This is a genomic window from Clostridium tarantellae (assembly GCF_009295725.1).
Taxonomy (GTDB): domain Bacteria; phylum Bacillota; class Clostridia; order Clostridiales; family Clostridiaceae; genus Sarcina; species Sarcina tarantellae.
Genome location: NZ_WHJC01000042.1, coordinates 1 through 18,702, shown reverse-complemented (window position 1 = coordinate 18,702; position 18,702 = coordinate 1). Strand labels below are relative to the sequence as shown.

General features: G+C 27.0%; 17 protein-coding genes and 1 pseudogene. 4 read left to right on the top strand and 14 right to left on the bottom strand.

Annotation, left to right across the window (positions count from 1 at the left end; genetic code table 11):
* Window positions 1–311, top strand: a pseudogene (locus GBZ86_RS05150) (transposase); the annotation flags it as partial.
* A 257-nt stretch (window positions 312–568) separates the two neighbouring features.
* Here the strand turns inward: GBZ86_RS05150 and GBZ86_RS05145 are convergent.
* The 13 genes from GBZ86_RS05145 to GBZ86_RS05085 all read right to left on the bottom strand — a co-directional run bounded on the left by GBZ86_RS05145 (window position 569) and on the right by GBZ86_RS05085 (window position 11,998).
* Window positions 569–1,831, bottom strand: coding sequence for a PDZ domain-containing protein (locus GBZ86_RS05145; protein WP_152888404.1), 1,263 nt, complete (start codon window positions 1,829–1,831; stop codon window positions 569–571).
* 18 nt (window positions 1,832–1,849) lie between these two features.
* A complete protein-coding gene (locus tag GBZ86_RS05140) occupies window positions 1,850–3,115 on the bottom strand; it encodes a S41 family peptidase (RefSeq protein ID WP_152888401.1) in 1,266 nt (421 codons plus the stop codon).
* Window positions 3,116–3,218: 103 nt separating this feature from the next.
* On the bottom strand, window positions 3,219–4,127 hold the full coding sequence (ftsX, locus tag GBZ86_RS05135) for a permease-like cell division protein FtsX (protein ID WP_152888399.1): 909 nt from the start codon (window positions 4,125–4,127) through the stop codon (window positions 3,219–3,221).
* Window positions 4,117–4,803 (bottom strand): cell division ATP-binding protein FtsE, encoded by a 687-nt coding sequence (gene ftsE, locus GBZ86_RS05130; protein ID WP_152888396.1) that lies wholly within the window; start codon window positions 4,801–4,803, stop codon window positions 4,117–4,119. The genes ftsX and ftsE overlap by 11 nt, the downstream gene beginning before the upstream one ends.
* A 90-nt stretch (window positions 4,804–4,893) precedes the next feature.
* Window positions 4,894–5,745 (bottom strand): YitT family protein, encoded by an 852-nt coding sequence (locus GBZ86_RS05125; protein WP_152888394.1) that lies wholly within the window; start codon window positions 5,743–5,745, stop codon window positions 4,894–4,896.
* Window positions 5,746–5,945: 200 nt separating this feature from the next.
* Window positions 5,946–6,890 (bottom strand): transketolase family protein, encoded by a 945-nt coding sequence (locus GBZ86_RS05120; RefSeq protein WP_152888392.1) that lies wholly within the window; start codon window positions 6,888–6,890, stop codon window positions 5,946–5,948.
* Window positions 6,890–7,711: a transketolase gene (locus tag GBZ86_RS05115; protein WP_152888390.1), complete on the bottom strand. Its 822-nt coding sequence runs from the start codon at window positions 7,709–7,711 to the stop codon at window positions 6,890–6,892. The genes GBZ86_RS05120 and GBZ86_RS05115 overlap by 1 nt, the downstream gene beginning before the upstream one ends.
* Before the next feature lie 248 nt (window positions 7,712–7,959).
* Entirely contained in the window at window positions 7,960–8,313 is a 354-nt protein-coding gene (locus GBZ86_RS05110; protein ID WP_152888388.1) for a type II toxin-antitoxin system PemK/MazF family toxin, read from the bottom strand.
* Between the two features lie 7 nt (window positions 8,314–8,320).
* The gene (locus tag GBZ86_RS05105) at window positions 8,321–8,578 is read right to left on the bottom strand and encodes a hypothetical protein (RefSeq protein WP_152888386.1); all 258 of its coding nucleotides are present in this window, start codon (window positions 8,576–8,578) and stop codon (window positions 8,321–8,323) included.
* A gap of 462 nt (window positions 8,579–9,040) precedes the next feature.
* Window positions 9,041–9,640: a germination lipoprotein GerS-related protein gene (locus GBZ86_RS05100; protein ID WP_152888385.1), complete on the bottom strand. Its 600-nt coding sequence runs from the start codon at window positions 9,638–9,640 to the stop codon at window positions 9,041–9,043.
* 73 nt (window positions 9,641–9,713) lie between these two features.
* Window positions 9,714–11,210, bottom strand: coding sequence for an NAD(P)H-hydrate dehydratase (locus tag GBZ86_RS05095; RefSeq protein WP_152888383.1), 1,497 nt, complete (start codon window positions 11,208–11,210; stop codon window positions 9,714–9,716).
* A gap of 6 nt (window positions 11,211–11,216) precedes the next feature.
* Window positions 11,217–11,600, bottom strand: a complete 384-nt coding sequence (gene acpS, locus GBZ86_RS05090) for a holo-ACP synthase (RefSeq protein WP_152888381.1) — start codon at window positions 11,598–11,600, stop codon at window positions 11,217–11,219.
* A gap of 86 nt (window positions 11,601–11,686) precedes the next feature.
* On the bottom strand, window positions 11,687–11,998 hold the full coding sequence (locus GBZ86_RS05085; RefSeq protein ID WP_152888379.1) for a DUF6514 family protein: 312 nt from the start codon (window positions 11,996–11,998) through the stop codon (window positions 11,687–11,689).
* Between the two features lie 375 nt (window positions 11,999–12,373).
* Here GBZ86_RS05085 and GBZ86_RS05080 point away from each other — a divergent pair, with 375 nt between their 5' ends.
* The gene (locus GBZ86_RS05080) at window positions 12,374–15,388 is read left to right on the top strand and encodes an endo-beta-N-acetylglucosaminidase (protein WP_152888410.1); all 3,015 of its coding nucleotides are present in this window, start codon (window positions 12,374–12,376) and stop codon (window positions 15,386–15,388) included.
* 253 nt (window positions 15,389–15,641) lie between these two features.
* Window positions 15,642–16,847: an FprA family A-type flavoprotein gene (locus GBZ86_RS05075; protein ID WP_327444159.1), complete on the top strand. Its 1,206-nt coding sequence runs from the start codon at window positions 15,642–15,644 to the stop codon at window positions 16,845–16,847.
* 84 nt (window positions 16,848–16,931) lie between these two features.
* Here GBZ86_RS05075 and GBZ86_RS05070 read toward each other — a convergent pair whose 3' ends face one another.
* Window positions 16,932–17,282 (bottom strand): single-stranded DNA-binding protein, encoded by a 351-nt coding sequence (locus tag GBZ86_RS05070; protein ID WP_152888377.1) that lies wholly within the window; start codon window positions 17,280–17,282, stop codon window positions 16,932–16,934.
* A 145-nt stretch (window positions 17,283–17,427) separates the two neighbouring features.
* Between GBZ86_RS05070 and galE the strand changes: the two genes are divergently transcribed.
* Complete coding sequence (gene galE, locus GBZ86_RS05065; RefSeq protein ID WP_152888375.1) at window positions 17,428–18,414, top strand: UDP-glucose 4-epimerase GalE; 987 nt, start codon at window positions 17,428–17,430, stop codon at window positions 18,412–18,414.
* Window positions 18,415–18,702: the final 288 nt, after the last annotated feature.

The window sequence follows — 18,702 nt, the reverse complement described above, 5'->3', positions numbered from 1 at the left end:
GACTTAAAAATGATGATGCAGTTTCCTCAGAGCATCGTTGGTTTAAGCAAGTTGTTGAACGTTTAAACCGTACATTTAAATCTTCTTATCGTGTAACCTGTGGTTACGGTAGTGAAGATGGTGCCTTGTATGGAGTATCCTTATGGGTTGCTTACTACAACTTTCTAAGACCTCATCCTTATAGCTATTGGAAAGCACTAAATGAACTTGAAGCTTTCAAAAATGCAGATAATATGCCTGCTAAGTGGCAAATACTTATTAGTTTAGGACAACAAACAATTTTAAACATGCACGAATTTAATACTACATAAATTTAAAATCAATTTAATATTTTGGTGTTAAGCCAATATTTTTAAAATCTTCTCATAGAAGGTCTTTTTGTTGTACCTAAAAATAATCTTTGATAGTTTTTAAAAATAATATTTTCAAAATAATATCTAACCTATTTTTTCATATTAAACTTTACACTATCTTTTAATAATTAAAATAAAAAATACCCTATTTCTTTTGTACTTTTATGAATTATAATATTTTAGCCAGTTACTAAATAAGCAACTGGCCCTATAGATTAATCTTTATTTTTTAATTTTTTTACCTTTTGTAGCATTTCTTCCATTGTATACCGCTCTTTAGAATACTTTGGTACTAAAACAACTCCAAATCTCTTTTCTCTATTACCAGGCTCTATTTTATATTCCAATATTTCACCTTTAATATTTTTTATTTTCAAGTTAGTTCCATAATAATTTTCTTTTATAGCTTTTAATACTTCCGTTTCTGTTAATGGTTTTTCTCCATTAACTTCTATTATTTTATCTCCACTTCTTACTCCTTGTTTAAACGCTAATGAATTAGGAATAACTTCCAAGATACATATCCCTTCATTATCTGATATAAAAAGTGGTGCTTTTGATTGTTCTAATTTATTATCTATGTACTTTATTAATTCATATAAAATTGGAATTAATAAAAGTAAAATCACCTGGAAGATTTTATTTACTCTTATGATTTGAGCTATTATACATACTATAACTCCATATAAACATATTAAACCACCATATAATGTGGTTTTCTCTCTTTTCTTTCTAGTAAATGTAACAGCTTCATATCCAACAAATCCGTATAAAGGCATCATAATTAAAGCTGTAGTTCCTAATAAAGATAATATATCTTTATTATCTATTAAAGGCCACCAATTAGAAGTTACTATTACATTATTTATTTCTGGTGATTTTAATGAACCCATTATTATTAACAAAGATACTGGCAATGTCCAATATCTTTTAAATGCAAAGCCTCCTAATATTTTTTCATCTCTATTAGTAAAAATAGGGATATACCCTTTCTGCCCATCTATAATAATTAATAATCCTTGTATAAAAGAAATTATACCCACTATCATAATTAAAGAAATTATTTCTATATGTATCATAGGAATATTGATATTAAATTTTGTTAAATATTCCATAGCTATACTTATTATTCCTAACATTGTTGCTAAATAAGGAAAATTAAAATATTTAGGCTTATATAAAAAACTTAATATAGATAATATAAAAACAAATTCTATACCAGAGTTTTCATAAAATGTTACTCCTAAAAAATTTAATAATAAACTAGCCAATAGTCCGCCTATAATTCCTAAAACTAATTGAGATAAAGTTAGTTCTAAGGGAGAGCATAACATCTCTCCCATTACTAACCTTTGCATAAAAACTATCTTTCTATTTTTAAAATAAAGAAGTATCCCTAGAGATAATAATACAAATACTAACTCTGGACTAACTATAGCATATGAAACTGATGTTATGGTTTGTATGAATAAATCCATAAAAACTGATCCTCCATATTAATTCATTTTGTCTTTAAGTACCTCTAATGCCTTATTGAATTGTGGATCTTGTGCTCGATTATATTGTTTCTCAGTCAATTCTTTTGGATACTCAATCTCTACATGTGGCTTAATTCCTGTTTTGTGTATATTTTCCCCATTTGGAGTATAATACTTAGAAATTGTAACTTTTAATGCTGTTCCGTCTTCTTTATTATCTAAAACTACTTGAACAACACCTTTTCCAAAAGTAGTAGTTCCTACTAATGTTCCTAAATTATAATCTCTAATAGCTCCTGCTACAATTTCTGCTGCTGATGCTGTACCTTTATCAGTTAATACAATTAATGGTAATCCTTGAGCCATACCACCTTTAGAAACATTTTTTTCCTCATTTCCGTATTTATCAATTGTAGAAACTATAGTCTTATCCTTTGGAACAAAATTAGAAACTAAATCAACACATTCTTTCATAAATCCACCAGGATTACCTCTTAAATCGAGAACTAATCCGTTCATTCCACTATCTAATAATTCTTTTAATTTTGCATTAAAAGCTTTTGCTGTACCTTCATCAAATCCCATAACTTGTATATACCCAATACCATTTTCAAGCATTTGTCCTTTTACATTAATCATCTTTACAACATCTCTTTTAACAGGCAAATCAAACTTTCCTTTACCATCTCTAAATAATGTTAATTTAACCTCATCTTTAGTTTTTCCTTTCATCATAGAAACAGCTTTGTTTAACTCTTCTCCATTTACTGGCACATCATTTACAGCTAATATTACATCTCCAGATAATACACCAGCCTTATCTGCTGGGGACCCTTCAATAGGAGATACCACTGTTATTTTATTATCTTTAATCCCAACTTGAATACCTACACCCATATAATTACCTTCACTTTTTTCTTTGAAATCAGAATACTCTTCAGAATTCATATAATAAGTATATGGATCTTTTAAAGATGCCACCATTCCTTTCATAGCACCTTCTACTAAAGCGTTATCATCAATGTTTCCATCATACCATCTATACAATAATTCTCTCATTGAAAACAATTTAGAGAATTCACTTACATTGTTAATTCCTTCTAAAGATTGTTGTATTTTTCTATCAGTAGTTATTGGTAAAATACCTTTAGCAGTTAAAACATTACCAGCATACACAGAAATTACTGAAGTTGTAACAAAAGCTAATCCTAAAGCTATGTTTTTTATAACTTTTTTTTTGCAATTTTTAGCTTCATGTAATTTATCTTTATTATCATATCTCATAAAATCAACCCTTTCAAAAAAAGCTTAAAATACACCATTTTATATTTTATGTATTTTAAGCTTATTATATACTCTATATTATACTTTAAAAACCAAATTTTAACTATACATCCAAGAATTTTCTAAGTGCAATTATACTTCCAAATGTACCTATTAAAGCACCTGCAGCTACAAACCAAGCTAACATAACTGTTACAATATACGTTGGTGTTACAAATTGTGTCATAACTATCCCCTGCGTCATTTTTCTATATATTAACAAATCATAAAATCCAAATAACAACAAGTCTGCTATAATTGCTCCAACTACTCCTATAACAATACCCTCTATTATAAATGGCCATCTTATAAACCAATCAGTTGCTCCAACAAACTTCATTATTCCTATTTCTCTTCTTCTTGAATAAACAGTTATTTTTATTGTATTTACAATTAAGAATAAAGAAACTGCAATTAATACTATAAATAATGCAACGCCTATCCACTTAATCGTATTTGCAAAAGAATTTATTGTATCTATTAACTCTTGATCATTACCTATACTTTCTACCCCTATCATTAGCTTTCCATCAGAAAGTGTTATAGCTTTTTCAACTGAAGTAGCTACATCAGGTGTATCTAATTTAGCTATAAATGATGCTGGCATTGGATTGTTAGCTTCATCATAACCTTCTAAAATACTTTCATTCTCTTTCATTTGTTCACGGAAATTTTTTAATGCTTCATCCCTTGATTCATAAATTACTTCCTTAACACCTTGTACACTACTCATTGCTTTTTTTATTTGTTCTTGTTGTTCTTTAGTAACATCATCTTTTAAAAATACTTTTATCTCTACCTTTGATTGCACATTAGAGATTCCAGCTTTAACATTTAATGCTGTTAATAAAAATGCTCCAAACACAAATAAAGTTGCAAGCACAGTAGCCATAGAAGCAAAACTTATAGTTTTATTTCTCTTTAAGCTTTTGAAAGCATCTGATATGAAATATAAAAAACTATTAAACTTCATATTCATATCCTCCCTTCTTAACGTCCCTTGCTATTTCTCCTCTTTCTATCGCAATAACCCTTTTCTTCATACTATCAACAATTTCTTTAGCATGAGTAGCCATAAGTACAGTAGTTCCTGCTTTATTTATATCGTCTATTAAACTCATTATTTCACTCGCTGTTTCAGGATCTAAGTTACCAGTTGGTTCATCTGCAATTAATACTTCTGGATTATTTACTATAGCTCTCGCTATAGAAACCCTTTGTTGTTCTCCTCCTGATAATTCATTTGGAAACATCTTATATTTATTTGATAAACCTACCAATGACAATACCATCGGAACTCTTTTTCTTATTTCTTTAGGTGATGCTTCTACTACCCTCATAGCAAAAGCAACATTTTCATAAACATTCAAAGTTGGTATCAATCTAAAATCTTGGAAAACCATACCTATCTTTCTTCTATAATATGGAGTTTGCCCTCTTTTTATAGTAGATAAATCTGTTCCTCCAACTGTTATAATACCTTCTGAAGGTTCAACCTCCTTTAATAACATCTTTATAAAAGTTGATTTACCAGCTCCACTTGGACCAACAAGAAATACAAAATCACCCTTAGTTATTGTTACATCTACATTAGAAAGAGCTTTAACACTATTATTATATATCTTACTAACATTCTTAAATTCGATCATATAAACACTCCTTAAATAGTCAATGTTCGACTTTTTTATACAAAAAGCAAATTTTATACAAAATTTATTCTATTATAACACAATATTTAGTTACATTTCTACTAAATCTATAAATCCTTCTCCAAAAACCGACTTTACTTCATTTACTGTTATAAAAGCTTTAGAATCAATTTTTCTAATTTTATTCTTTAATGTTATAAATTGTCGTCTATTAACAACTACATATAAAACAGTAATAGGCTTTTTAGAGTATGCACCTACTCCATTAAGTTTTGTACATCCTCTATCTATTTCATTCATAATTACATCTGCTATTTCATCTGATTTATTACTAATTATCATAACCTGTTTACAAGAATTAAATCCATCTATTATATAATCAATCAATGTTCCCATTATAACAACACCCATTAATCCAAACAAGCCCTTATCTATTCCAAATGTAAATAAAGCTAAAACTATTACCACACAATCTGCCATTAATAATGATTTTCCTATTTCAATATGAAAAAATTTATTAAAAAGTTTTGCAATTATTGCTGTTCCTCCAGTAGAAGCATTTTGACTAAAAACCAATGCTATTCCCATAGCACTAACTACACTTCCAAAAATAGTTGCTAATAACATATCATCAGTTACTGCTCCCTTTGGAAATATAGTTTCTAAAATAGTTAATGAAATTGATAATCCAAAAGCAGCATATATACTACGTCCCCCAAAACTTCCACCTATTAATAAAAATGCTAAAGTAAACAATATAACATTTGCAATATTCATAAATGTAGCTGGTGACATTCCAAATTGGCTATTAATAATTTTAGCTAAGCCTGATACTCCACCTGCAACTATATCATTAGGATAATAAAAATATTCTAATCCTATAGCTAATAAAATAACTCCTAATGTAATAACTCCATATTCTTTCGCAATCTTTTTACTCATTTAATTTAATACCCTCACTTTCTTATAATTAATAAAATTAAAATTTATTATTTCAATATTATTTTTTCCAAAATAATTCTTTAAGATGTAATTATTTTTCTAATTTTAGAATTAAGAATAATAAAGAAAGTCATGGTTTTAGATTGACAATCAAAAATCATGACTTTTCTTATGTTATTTGCTTTAATACTATGTTTAAATTATTTTTTTAGTTTAATAGCTTTTTTAACTGCATTAATTACATCTAAAGATGTTAACCCATATGCTTTTAATAGTTCATTTGGTTTTCCACTTTCTCCAAATGTATCTTTAACCCCTACTTTTATAACCGGTACTGGATATTCTTCACAAACTACTTCACTTACAGCTCCTCCAAGTCCCCCAATTATACTATGTTCTTCTACTGTAACTATTGTTCCTATATCTTTAGCAACTTTTATTATTAACTCTTTATCAAGTGGTTTTAATGTATGTATATTTATAACTTTTGCATTTATTCCTTCATTAGCTAAAGCTTCTTCTGCTTGTAAAGCAACCTGAACCATTATTCCTGTTGCTATAATAGCAACATCTGAACCCTCTGTTAAAACAACTCCTTTGCCAATCTGAAAATTATAATTCTCTCTATTGTTTATTACATTTACAGTAGCTCTTCCTAACCTTACATAACATGGTCCATTATGATTGGCTACAGCTTTTATAACTGCTTCTGTTTCAACAGCATCAGAGGGACATATTACTGTCATATTTGGTATACTCCTCATTAAAGCTAAATCTTCTATGGATTGATGAGAAGCTCCATCTTCTCCAACAGTTAACCCTGCATGAGTTGCACAAATTTTTACATTTAAATTTGGATAACATATAGAATTTCTTATTTGTTCAAAAGCTCTTCCTGCTGCAAACATGGCAAAAGTACTAACATAAGGAATTTTTCCACAAGTAGATAATCCCGCAGCAACTCCCATCATATTAGCTTCTGCTATTCCCATATTAAAAAATCTTTCTTCACATACTGCTTTAAAATCAGCAGTTTTAGTTGATTTAGATAAGTCTGCATCTAAAACTACAATATTTTCATTTTCTTTTGATAAATCAGCCAATGCTTTTCCGTAAGCTTCTCTTGTTGCTATTTTACCTTCCATTATAATCTCCCTCCTATCTCCTTAATTGCTTTTTCACACTGCTCTTTATTGGGAACTGCTCCATGCCAAGCTGATTGATTTTCCATAAATGAAACTCCTTTTCCTTTAATAGTATTACAAACTATACAAGTAGGGGTTCCTTTTGTTTTCCTTGCTTTTTCTAATGCATTTATAATTTCTTCATAGTCATGTCCATCAATAACTTCTACATTCCATCCAAAAGCTTCAAATTTTTTATCAATAGGACATGGATTCATTACTTCTTTTATATCACCATCAATTTGTAGCCCATTAAAGTCTATAAATATTGTTAGATTATCTAATCTATAATGAGCAGCTGCCATAGCAGCTTCCCAAACCTGACCTTCCTCTAATTCTCCATCACCTAAAACTGCATAAATCCTATAGCTTTTATTATCTATTTTTCCAGCTAAAGCCATACCAACAGCAGCTGAAATTCCTTGACCTAAAGAACCAGTTGACATATCTACTCCTGGCACATCATGCATATTAGGATGTCCTTGAAGATTTGAACCAAACTTTCTTAAAGTAACTAACTCATCAACACTATAAAATCCTCTTCTTGCTAAAGCACTATATAAAACTGGTGCAGCATGACCTTTAGATAATACAAATCTATCTCTATTTGAATCCTTAGGATTATTGGGATTTATATTCATCTCATGAAAATATAAAGTAGTAATTATATCTGCTGAAGATAAAGAACCACCTGGATGTCCTGATGCTGATGCTGTTAACATTGAAATAATATCTTTCCTAATAGTTTGAGACATAAATTTTAAATTTTCTATAGTACTCATAATAAGCCTCCTATTTTTATGCGAAATTTATGTAATTATGTTTTTAGTATTCTTTACTTTAACAAAAATAATTCTAACATATTTTTATTTTTTTGGATATAACTGTAATTTTATTTGTTTTTATTATATTTTTTTTATATTAATTAATAATGCTAAAAAACAAAAAATGGATATTCTAAAAATTAGAAATCCATTTTTATTTTATAATATTAAATTAAATATAAGTTCATTTTAATTGTTATAAGTAATTACTCTAGATTTAAACTTATTAATAAAGCTTTATTAACTTTTCTCATATCTTCCTCAGTCATATGTCCTATTTTTTCTTTAAGTCTTCTTTTATCTAATGTTCTAATTTGTTCTAAAAGAACAACAGAATCCCTATTTAATCCATATTCTTCTGAAGATATTTCTACATGTGTTGGTAATTTTGCTTTATTTATCTGAGATGTTATAGCCGCAATTATAACTGTAGGGCTATATCTATTACCTATATCATTTTGTATTATTATTACTGGTCTTATTCCTCCTTGTTCTGATCCTACAACAGGACTAAGATCAGCATAAAAAATATCGCCTCTTTTTACATTCATATTAGTCATTTTCTTATCACACTCCGCCAAGCCACATCTCGTATTCTAATTGATCATTTAAAGCTAAATCCATTGCTTCTTCTGCATATAGAAGATTTATTTCCCCCATTTCCTCATATCCACGCTTCATGACTTCATAAAAATCTTCTGTTTTATCATGCATAATATTTTTCTTCTCTTTATATGATATTAAGATATCCTTATTTAATTGACTGTTTTTTTTAAATTTTTCTTCTTTTTTAAAAAAATGCTTAGTGACCTTTGAATTTGACATATTTCAACTCTCCTTAAATGTAAAAAGATTCAATATGTATTTTATTATATTACAAATTATGCCATAAAGTCAAAGGATTCCTCCTTAGTTTTTTATCTATTTATTTTTTTCTACACAAAATTACTATTTTTTCACATCAAATCATTCTATTATCAATTCTATTATCATATGTAATTACTCTTGTATTAGTCCTTTTATAGTGATTTATTTAAAAGTTTTTATAAATACCTTAATACTGAAAACTCAACCTATATTAAACATCTTAAAAATTCTCTTATATATTAAAGAAAAAATACTATAATATAACTTATGTACACCTTATTTTAAGTACTTAATTAAAATATTTTTTGTTAATGTATTCACAAAATATACCCTAAGGAGAAACTTATATATAAATTTCTCCTTAATTCTTTATATAAAATTAACTTTAATTAGATAATTATTTAATATAATATCTATGATTTATTTTTTATTACTTCTATTAAAATTTTTATATTTAGCTATAATTCTTTCTTCACCTTTTTTATCATATATAATAGTTTCTACTGGCACTTTTTCAACAGCATCTATTAATATTTTCCCTTTATATAGGTTATCATTTCCACTTAGTGTATTAAATTCAAGAATTAAGTATTGTTTTTCTTCTAACGTTTGCAAATTGTAACTTATTGTGTTTTCATCTCTTAAAAAACTTGGTATCTCATTTATAAATAAATATCTATAAAAGTTATCAAAGTCTTTATTTACTTCAAAAATTTTATCTTCATTAGAATATTTAATAGTAATTTTATCATTTTTAAATAGTTGTTCTTTGTTTTTTAATTTTATTCTTGTTCCTTGATCTTTATGGTATTCTATACAGCCCTCTTCTTCAAACTGACCTCGTGCATTTTTCACGGTATATGTAATGTCAGTGTTATAAGCGTTAACTTCAAAAGTTTTTTTTAGAATATCTTCTGGAGTAATTTTAGTAACCTTTTTTTGACAAATAGCTAATCCGCCTACGATAGCAATAATTATTAACAATATAATAAATAGTATCGTACTTAATTTTTTTTTCATATATCCTCCTAAAAATAAGTACTATACATAAATATTATTAATAAACTATAACTTTTATGCTTTTAATTACAAGTTATTCTATAATTAAATCTTTTATTGTCCTTTGTATATTTTTTATTATGTCACTTGCAGTAACTGAATAATTATTTTTTGAAAGTTTTTCTCCAATATAACCATGTATATAAGCAGAAATTACTGTTGCTTCTAAAGGGAATAGTCCTTGTCCAATCATTGAACTTATAATGCCTGTTAGACAATCACCCATACCTCCTGAAGCCATTGCACTGTTTCCTGTTGGATTTATATAAACTTTATCTCCATCAGTTATAACAGTATAATATCCTTTCAATAAAATAATTATATTGTATTTTTTTGCAAATTCTTTTGCTACATCAATTCTATTATTATTTATATATTCTACTGAATATCCTGTTAATCTGCTCATTTCTCCTGGATGAGGTGTTATTATTATTTTATTCTTACTTTTAGTTAATAAATTAATATTATCTTTTAATACATTTATTCCATCAGCATCAATTACTATAGGACAATTTCCTTTGTCAATTATGCTAATTAGTAAATTTAATGTATTTGAATTATTCCCCATACCAGGTCCAATAGCTATAGCATTGGCTGACTTTATTAATTTGTTAATTAAATCTTTTTGTTCAAAATTACATGTCATTGCCTCTATTAATTTAGAACTTAAAATTGATTGTATATCTTTATCGCAACATAAAGTTACTAATCCTGCCCCACTTTTTACTGCGGCTTCTGTACATATGTATGCAGCACCTGAAAATCCTGAAATTCCTGAAAACAACACTATTTTCCCAAAATTTCCTTTATGCATGTATCTTTCTCTTTTTATCATATGTTCTTTTACAAAATCTTTAGTTGTTAAAAACATATCTTCTACAGTTTCTCTTATAATATTTCTAGGAATTCCTATATGTTCTAAAATAACTTCCCCCAAATAATTTGAATTACCATAATTTAAAAAACCTTTTTTAAATATTTCAAAAGTTATTGTTTTATTTGCTTTAACACAAGTGCCTTCTATGTTTCCATTATCACTATTCATACCTGATGGAATATCAATAGATACAATGTTCTTAGAATATTTATTTATTAAATCAATAGTATGCTTATAAATACCTGTAACTTCTTTACTTAACCCTATTCCAAAAATTCCATCTATCGTTATATCATTTAAAATCAAACTTTCCTTTATATTTGTGAAATCGTAATCATGAGATATATTAATTATATTTGCATTTATATTCTTTAATATTTGATAATTTTGTCTACAATCTTTAGAAAACCTATTTTTAGCATTTATTAAAAATATATCTACATTTTTACCTAAACAGATTAAATGTCTAGCTAAAGCTAATGCATCCCCCCCATTATTTCCAGGGCCTGCAACTACAGTATAATTGCTTTTTTTTAAATCTAAATTTTTCAATACTTTTAAACTTGCATTTTCCATAAGCACCATACTAGGAATTCCTATCTCTATACTCATCTTGTCAATATCTTTAATAGATTGTGCAGTTCCTATTTTCATTTGCTATCACTCCTCAAAAATAACATATGCTATAGCATTGTTTTTATCATGAGATATTGTCAAATGAATAATATACTCATTTGTCTTTTTACTTAAATTATTTGCTCTAAACTTTGCTCCATTATGTAAAGTAACTATTGGTTTTCCAAAATTATCTCTTAAAACTTCTATATCTTTAAAAGAAAAACCTCTAATTCCTACACCTAATGCTTTACTAACGGCTTCTTTTGCAGCAAAATTTCCAGCAATAACTTCACTATTCATAGACCTTTTTTTAAAATATTCTATTTCTTTGTATGTAAATATTTTTTCCATAAACCTAGAATTGTTTTCTATAGCATTTTTAATCCTTTGTATTTCTATTAAATCTATTCCTGTTCCTAAAATCATATTTTATCCTCCAAAGCTCACAATATAATTTAGTAAATATAGAGGAAAGTGCCCTTGCACCTCCACTCTAAATATATTACATTAAACTATGCACATTTGTCGAAATCTAAAATATATTCATCAACATATTCTCCAAGTATGTCTATTAAATGCATTGGAGATACATTATAATCATATAATAACTTAATTAAATTTTCTACTTTTTCTAATTTGCATGTAATTTTTTCTATACTATCTCTCTCAATATTAATTAACTCATTTCCAACTACATCTTGTCTCTCTACTTCTATACCATAAGCATCCGTATTTCTAAATTTAGTCTTTGTTAATCTATAAAAATACTTGTACTTTATTTCTCCTACTTCCACAGTATTACACAAATTTCTAATAACTTTCATGGTATCCCCCCTAAATTCCCCTTATCTCTCTTGTAAAGCATTAATCTATATACTATGTTATCATTCAAATTAAAAGAAATATGTCAAATCATGTTCTAGTTTTCTATTTTTTTATCGTTATTTAACGACAGATTATTTTTAAGCCCTCGCTTATATTTACACATTAATGTTATTAATGTAATTTTATGTATTTATTTAGTTTTAAAATCAATCGTTTTTTAGCTAAATAAAGGTTTATATGTAAATCTATAGAAAACTTTTACATAAGGATTTTTTACAACTTTTCAATAATTTATCCTCTTAATATTTTAAAAAATATAAGTCACAATAGTTTTATAAAATTTTTTTCCAGGTTTTAAGGGGGACTTAAAGATTATGAATAAAAAACAACAACGTAAAAGAAGAAAAATATTATTATGCATATTTGCAACATTTGCATTTTCTACTAATAATATACCAAGAGTAATTTATGCTAAACAGAACTTGCAAATAGAACAACAATATTATAAAGATAAAAAAACTTCACACCTTCAACCTATATCACCATATTGGTATCCTAAAGATTTACTTAATTGGGATGTAAACAATGATATGGATGCTAAATTTAATAAAAGCACAATTCCACTTGCGAAAAGAACAGATAAAGAAAACTTATATGCAATAAATGAAAATCAAAATAAAGATACTAAAGTTTTAGCTATTTCAATAATGAATTCAAGTACTAGTGGTAACCCAACTCAAGGTTCTAATACATTTTCATCTAATACTTTTTCTTATTGGCAATATATTGATACTTTAGTTTATTGGGGTGGATCTGCTGGTGAAGGAATAATTGTTCCACCTAGCGCTGACGTTACAGATTCAGCACACAGAAATGGAGTTCCTGTACTAGGTACTGTTTTCTTCCCACAATCTACTCATGGTGGAAAATTAGAATGGCTTAATGAATTTTTACAAAAGGATGCTTTAGGCAGATTTCCTTTAGCTGATAAACTTATTCAAGTAGCTACTATTTATGGATTTGATGGTTGGTTTATAAATCAAGAAACTGAAGGTACAACTACTGAACATGCTAAATTAATGCAAGAATTTATCCAATACTTTAAAAAAAATGCACCAAATTTGCAAATTACTTGGTATGATTCAATGACTAATAATGGTGCAATGGATTGGCAAAATGCTCTTACAAACAAAAACAAAATGTTTTTAGTAGATGATAATTGTAATTCTGTTGCAGATAATATGTTTTTAAATTTTTGGTGGACAAATAAAAATTTAGCTGATAATGACTTGCTTTTTAATTCAAATTTAAAAGCTGAAGAATTAGGATTAAATCAATATGACCTTTTTGCTGGAATTGATGTACAAGCAAATGGTTTTAATACTCCTATTAGATGGAATTTATTTCAACGTGATGGTAAAGCACCTTTTACTTCATTAGGTTTATATTGTCCTAGTTGGACATATTTTTCTTCTGAAACTCCTGAAGAATTTGAAAAAAAAGAAAATAGATTATGGGTTAATGAACATGGAAATCCTTCAAAAATTACTAATGCACAAGACATGGAATGGAAAGGTATATCAAATTTTGTAGTAGAAAAAAATGTAATAAATAAAACTCCTTTTATAAGCAACTTTTCTATGGGAAATGGAACAGATTTCTATGTTAATGGTGAAAAATTTACTTCTCAAGATTGGAATAATAGGAGTTTACAAGATATTCAACCTACTTATAAATGGATTATTGAAAATGAAGATGGAAACAGTTTAAATGCTAATTTAGATTATTCAACAGCTTATTACGGTGGAAATTCCATATCTTTTAATGGTAATTTATCTGCAAATAAATATTCTACTATTAAACTTTTTAGTGCTGATTTGCATTTAAGTAATAATTTATCATTTACAACTGTTGCAAAATCTAATTCAAGTGAAGAAATTAACATGGATCTTGTTTTAGAATTCCATGATGGTGAAACTGCTACAATAAAATCTAATAATACATTAAAAAACAATTGGACTATTTTAACATATGATATTTCACCATATATAGGAAAATCTATTAAAACTATTTCTTATAAAGTTTCAAGTTCAACCGATTTAGAAAACGCTAAAATTAATTTAGGAAATATATCTATACAAAATACTAATTCTCATGAAATAGTTAATGTAAATAATTTAGTTATTGAAGATACATTTTTTGAAGATGGAATATTTGCAGATATTAGACTATGTTGGAAGTCTAGTGATATATCAAAAACTAATACTCATCACTATGAAATTTACAGGTTAAATAATGATGGTACTAAAACATTTTTAGGTGCTACACCTAATACTAATTTTTTTATTGATAATTTAAGACGAAATGGGAAAGAAAATTGTTCTACTTTTGAAGTTATAGCTATAAATAATAATTATAAAACAGGCTCTTCTTCAAATATAACTATAGAATGGCCTGATTACCCTACTCCAACAGCATCATTTGAAGTATCAAAAACTTTAATAGCTCCTGGTGGAGAAGTTACATTTACAAATACTAGTTCTGAAACAACAGAAAAAATTGAATGGATATTTGAAGGCGCTAATATAGAAACAACATCTGAATCTAATCCTACTGTAATTTTTGAAGAAGAAGGTGTTTATTCTGTAACTCTAAAAGCTAAGAATACTTCAGGTGAAAGTATTGAAGAAAAAAAAGATATAATAACTGTTTCAAAATCAGCTTTAAATAAAATTTCTAATTTAGCTTTAGATAAAGATATAACAGCATCTAGTTTTGTTAATGACAACGAAAACCCTTCCTTTGCTATAGATGGAAATAATAAAACTAAATGGTGTGCTGTAGGAGACGGTCCTCACTCATTTACTATTGATTTAGAAAAAAATAAAACCATAAGTGAATTTGTAATTCAAAATGCTGAAGTTGGTGGAGAAGGAAAAGACTATAATACTCATAGTTATACTATATCTTTAAGTAATGATGGAGAAAACTTCACTCCTGTTATTAATAGAATAGGAAATTCTTCAGCTGTATCAAAAGAACCCATAAAAGTAACTGAAGCTAGATACGTTAAATTTAATATAGATAAAGCTACTCAAGGTGGAGATAAAGCTGCAAGAATATATGAATTTGAAGTTTATGGATTAAATGAAAAATTAGATGTTCCTAATGATGAAGAAAACAACAATAACAATAATAATGGTTCTGAAGATAATAATAATGGTTCTGAGGATAATAATAACGGTTCTGAAGATAATAAACCTGGAAATAATAATGATAATCTTCCTAATACAGGTTCACCACTATCATCATCCTCACTATTATTTTTAGGAGGACTATTGTCAACTATTGGTGCTATTGTTTTAAGAAAAAAATCAAAAAATAATTAATAATTCAAACATTTAATTAATAGCAATTTATTATCAATTAATACAGTTTGTTATGTAACATCTATTTACTTTTGTTTTTAAAAGTGTATAATAAAAATAACATATAGAAATTATAATACTAGTATGATATTGCTTAATATATTGTCACTATCATACTAGTATTAATGTTTTAGGTCTTATAAAATTTTTAAAATATATTAACTTTAGAAAGGAGGAGCTACGTACTTATTCTAATTTACGTAGCGAAATAATAGTGAAGCATTTAAAAATCTTAGAAAATATTTATTGGGTAGGTGCACAAGACCCTAATTTAAGAATTTTTGATATTATAATGTACACGCCTTTTGGAACAACTTATAACTCATACGTTGTTAAAGGTAGTGAAAAAATAGCTATATTTGAAACAGTTAAGTTAGAGTTCTTTGATGATTATATTGCTAATTTAAAAGAACTTAATATTGACATAAAAAATATTGATTATATTATAGTAAGTCATACTGAGCCTGATCACTCCGGTTCTATTTCTAAGCTTTTAGAACTAGCTCCTAATGCAAAAATAGTTGCTTCTTCTATAGCTATTAGAAATTTAAAAGAAATTGTAAATAAAGATTTTAATTCTATTCCTGTTAAAGAAGGTGACTCTTTATCTTTAGGAGATAAAACATTAAAATTCTTATCAGTTCCTAATTTACATTGGCCTGATACAATATATACTTATATTGAAGAGGATAAACTATTAGTGACATGCGATTCATTTGGTAGCCATTATTCTTGTGAAGAAATGTTTGATGATTTAATTCCTAGTGAAGAAGACTATATGGAATCATTAAAATATTACTTTAATTGCATAATGGGACCATTTAAACCACACGTATTAAGAGCAATAAATAAAATAGAAAGTTTACAAATCAATACTGTTTGTCCAGGTCATGGTCCAATTTTAAGAAATAACCCTTGGAAAGTAATTGATTTATATAAAGAATGGAGCCAGCCAGCTACTCCTAATAAAATTAAAAAAGCTACTATTTTCTATGTTTCTGCTTATGGATATACTGAAATGTTAGCTAAAGAAATAGCTAAAGGCATCCATGCTAGTGGTGAATTTGAAGTAAAATTATATAATGTAATAAATTATAATATTGATGAACTGGTAGAAGTTATATCAACTTCTGATGCCATACTTTTCGGATCTCCAACAATTGTAAATGAACTTCTTGAACCAATAAGAATTTTATTAGCTAAATTAAACCCAATAGTTCATGGTGGAAAAATAGCTGGTGCTTTTGGTTCTTATGGTTGGAGCGGGGAGGCTGTTCCTAGAATAGAGTCTAGATTAACAGAATTAAAAATGAAACTACCTACACCTGGACTTAAAGTAAAATTTAAACCTTCTGAAGAAGAATTAAAAGAAGCATTTAATTTTGGTGAAATAATTGGTAAATCTACACTAGAAAAATAGTTTATTATAAAAGGACTACTAAAAAATTTTACTAGTAGTCCTTTTATAATAAAAATAAGCTTAATTATTTTTTATTTTAATACATTATTCTGATGTAGATGTTCCTCCATGATTTTTTCCTGAATTTACAACTCTGAAATCTTCTACTGAAACTTCTATAATATATCTTCTTATTCCTTCTCTATCCTCATAACTTCGTGTAATTAAACGACCACTTACACTTATCATATCTCCTTTTTTTAAATATTTACATGCAATATCTGCTTTTTTATCCCACATTATAACTGGAATAAAATCTGACTTTCTTTCTCCATTAGCAGATTTAAAATTTCTTCCTACTGCTATTGTAAATTTAGTATATACTTTATCACTATTTTCTACTTTTCTTAATTCAGGGTCTTTTACTAATCTGCCTAATAATACTATTTTATTCATTTAATATAACCTCCAAACAATTGTTATTTTAATTTTTATCCATATATAGAAAATTTATTCAAATATTTTATATGTATATTCATTTTAGTAAAATTTTCTATTATAATAATAATTAATAAAATTTTTTTACTAGGAGGAATTTACTATGTCAATTTTAGTTTGTGGTGGTGCTGGTTATATTGGAAGCCATATGGTAGCTGAATTACTAGAAAAAGGAAAGGAAGTTGTTATATTAGATAATTTAGAAAAAGGACATAAATCCGCTCTTTTGGGTGGAAAATTTTACAAAGGCGATCTTAGAGATAGAGCTATTTTAGATAAAATATTTACTGAAAATACTATAGAAGCTGTTATTGATTTTGCAGCATACTCATTAGTAGGAGAAAGTATGTCAGAACCTTTAAAATACTTTAATAATAATGTTTCTGGAACTATAACTCTTTTAGAAGCTATGAAATATCATAATGTTAAATATATAGTTTTCTCATCTACAGCTGCAACTTATGGTGAGCCAGAAAACATTCCTATTGTTGAATCTGATAAAAATTTACCTACTAATGCTTATGGTGAATCAAAGTTGTTGGTAGAAAAAATATTAAAATGGTGTGATGCATGTTATGGTATAAAATTTACAGCTTTAAGATATTTTAATGCCGCTGGTGCTCATTTAAATGGTAAAATTGGTGAAGATCATACTCCTGAAACTCACTTAATTCCTTTAATTCTTCAAGTTGCAACAGGTAAAAGAGAAAAAATTATGATTTTTGGAGATGATTATGAAACTAAAGATGGTACTTGTATAAGAGATTATATTCATGTTTCAGATTTAGCCTCCGCTCATTCCCTTGCATTAAATAGATTAATGAATGGAGAAGAAAGTAGAATTTATAATCTTGGAAACGGTACTGGTTTTTCAGTAAAAGAAGTTATTGAGGTAGCTAGAAAAATTACAGGACATCCAATTCCTGCAGAAATTACACCTAGAAGAGCTGGAGACCCTGCTATACTTATAGCATCATCTGATAAGGCTATAGAAGAATTAGGTTGGGAACCTAAATTTAACTCTTTAGAAACTATTATAGAAACAGCTTGGAACTGGCATAAGAATCATCCAAATGGATATGAAAAATAATTTTATTTTACAATAAATTTTTATTTTATTAATATATATGTTGTACTATTAAAATTATATTATTAGAATTTATACTTTTATAAAATTCTCTTATCTTAATGTAAAAGTATAATTATAATTTCTTTAATACAACATATATATAATTTTTTTATATACTAAAACCTGATTCACAGACAGTTATTTTACAATAAATTACTTTACTAATGAAAAATATTTCGATTTTAAAATACCAATCAAATTTATTACTTATTTTCAATATATAGGGTCTACAGCGTATAACTCAATAAA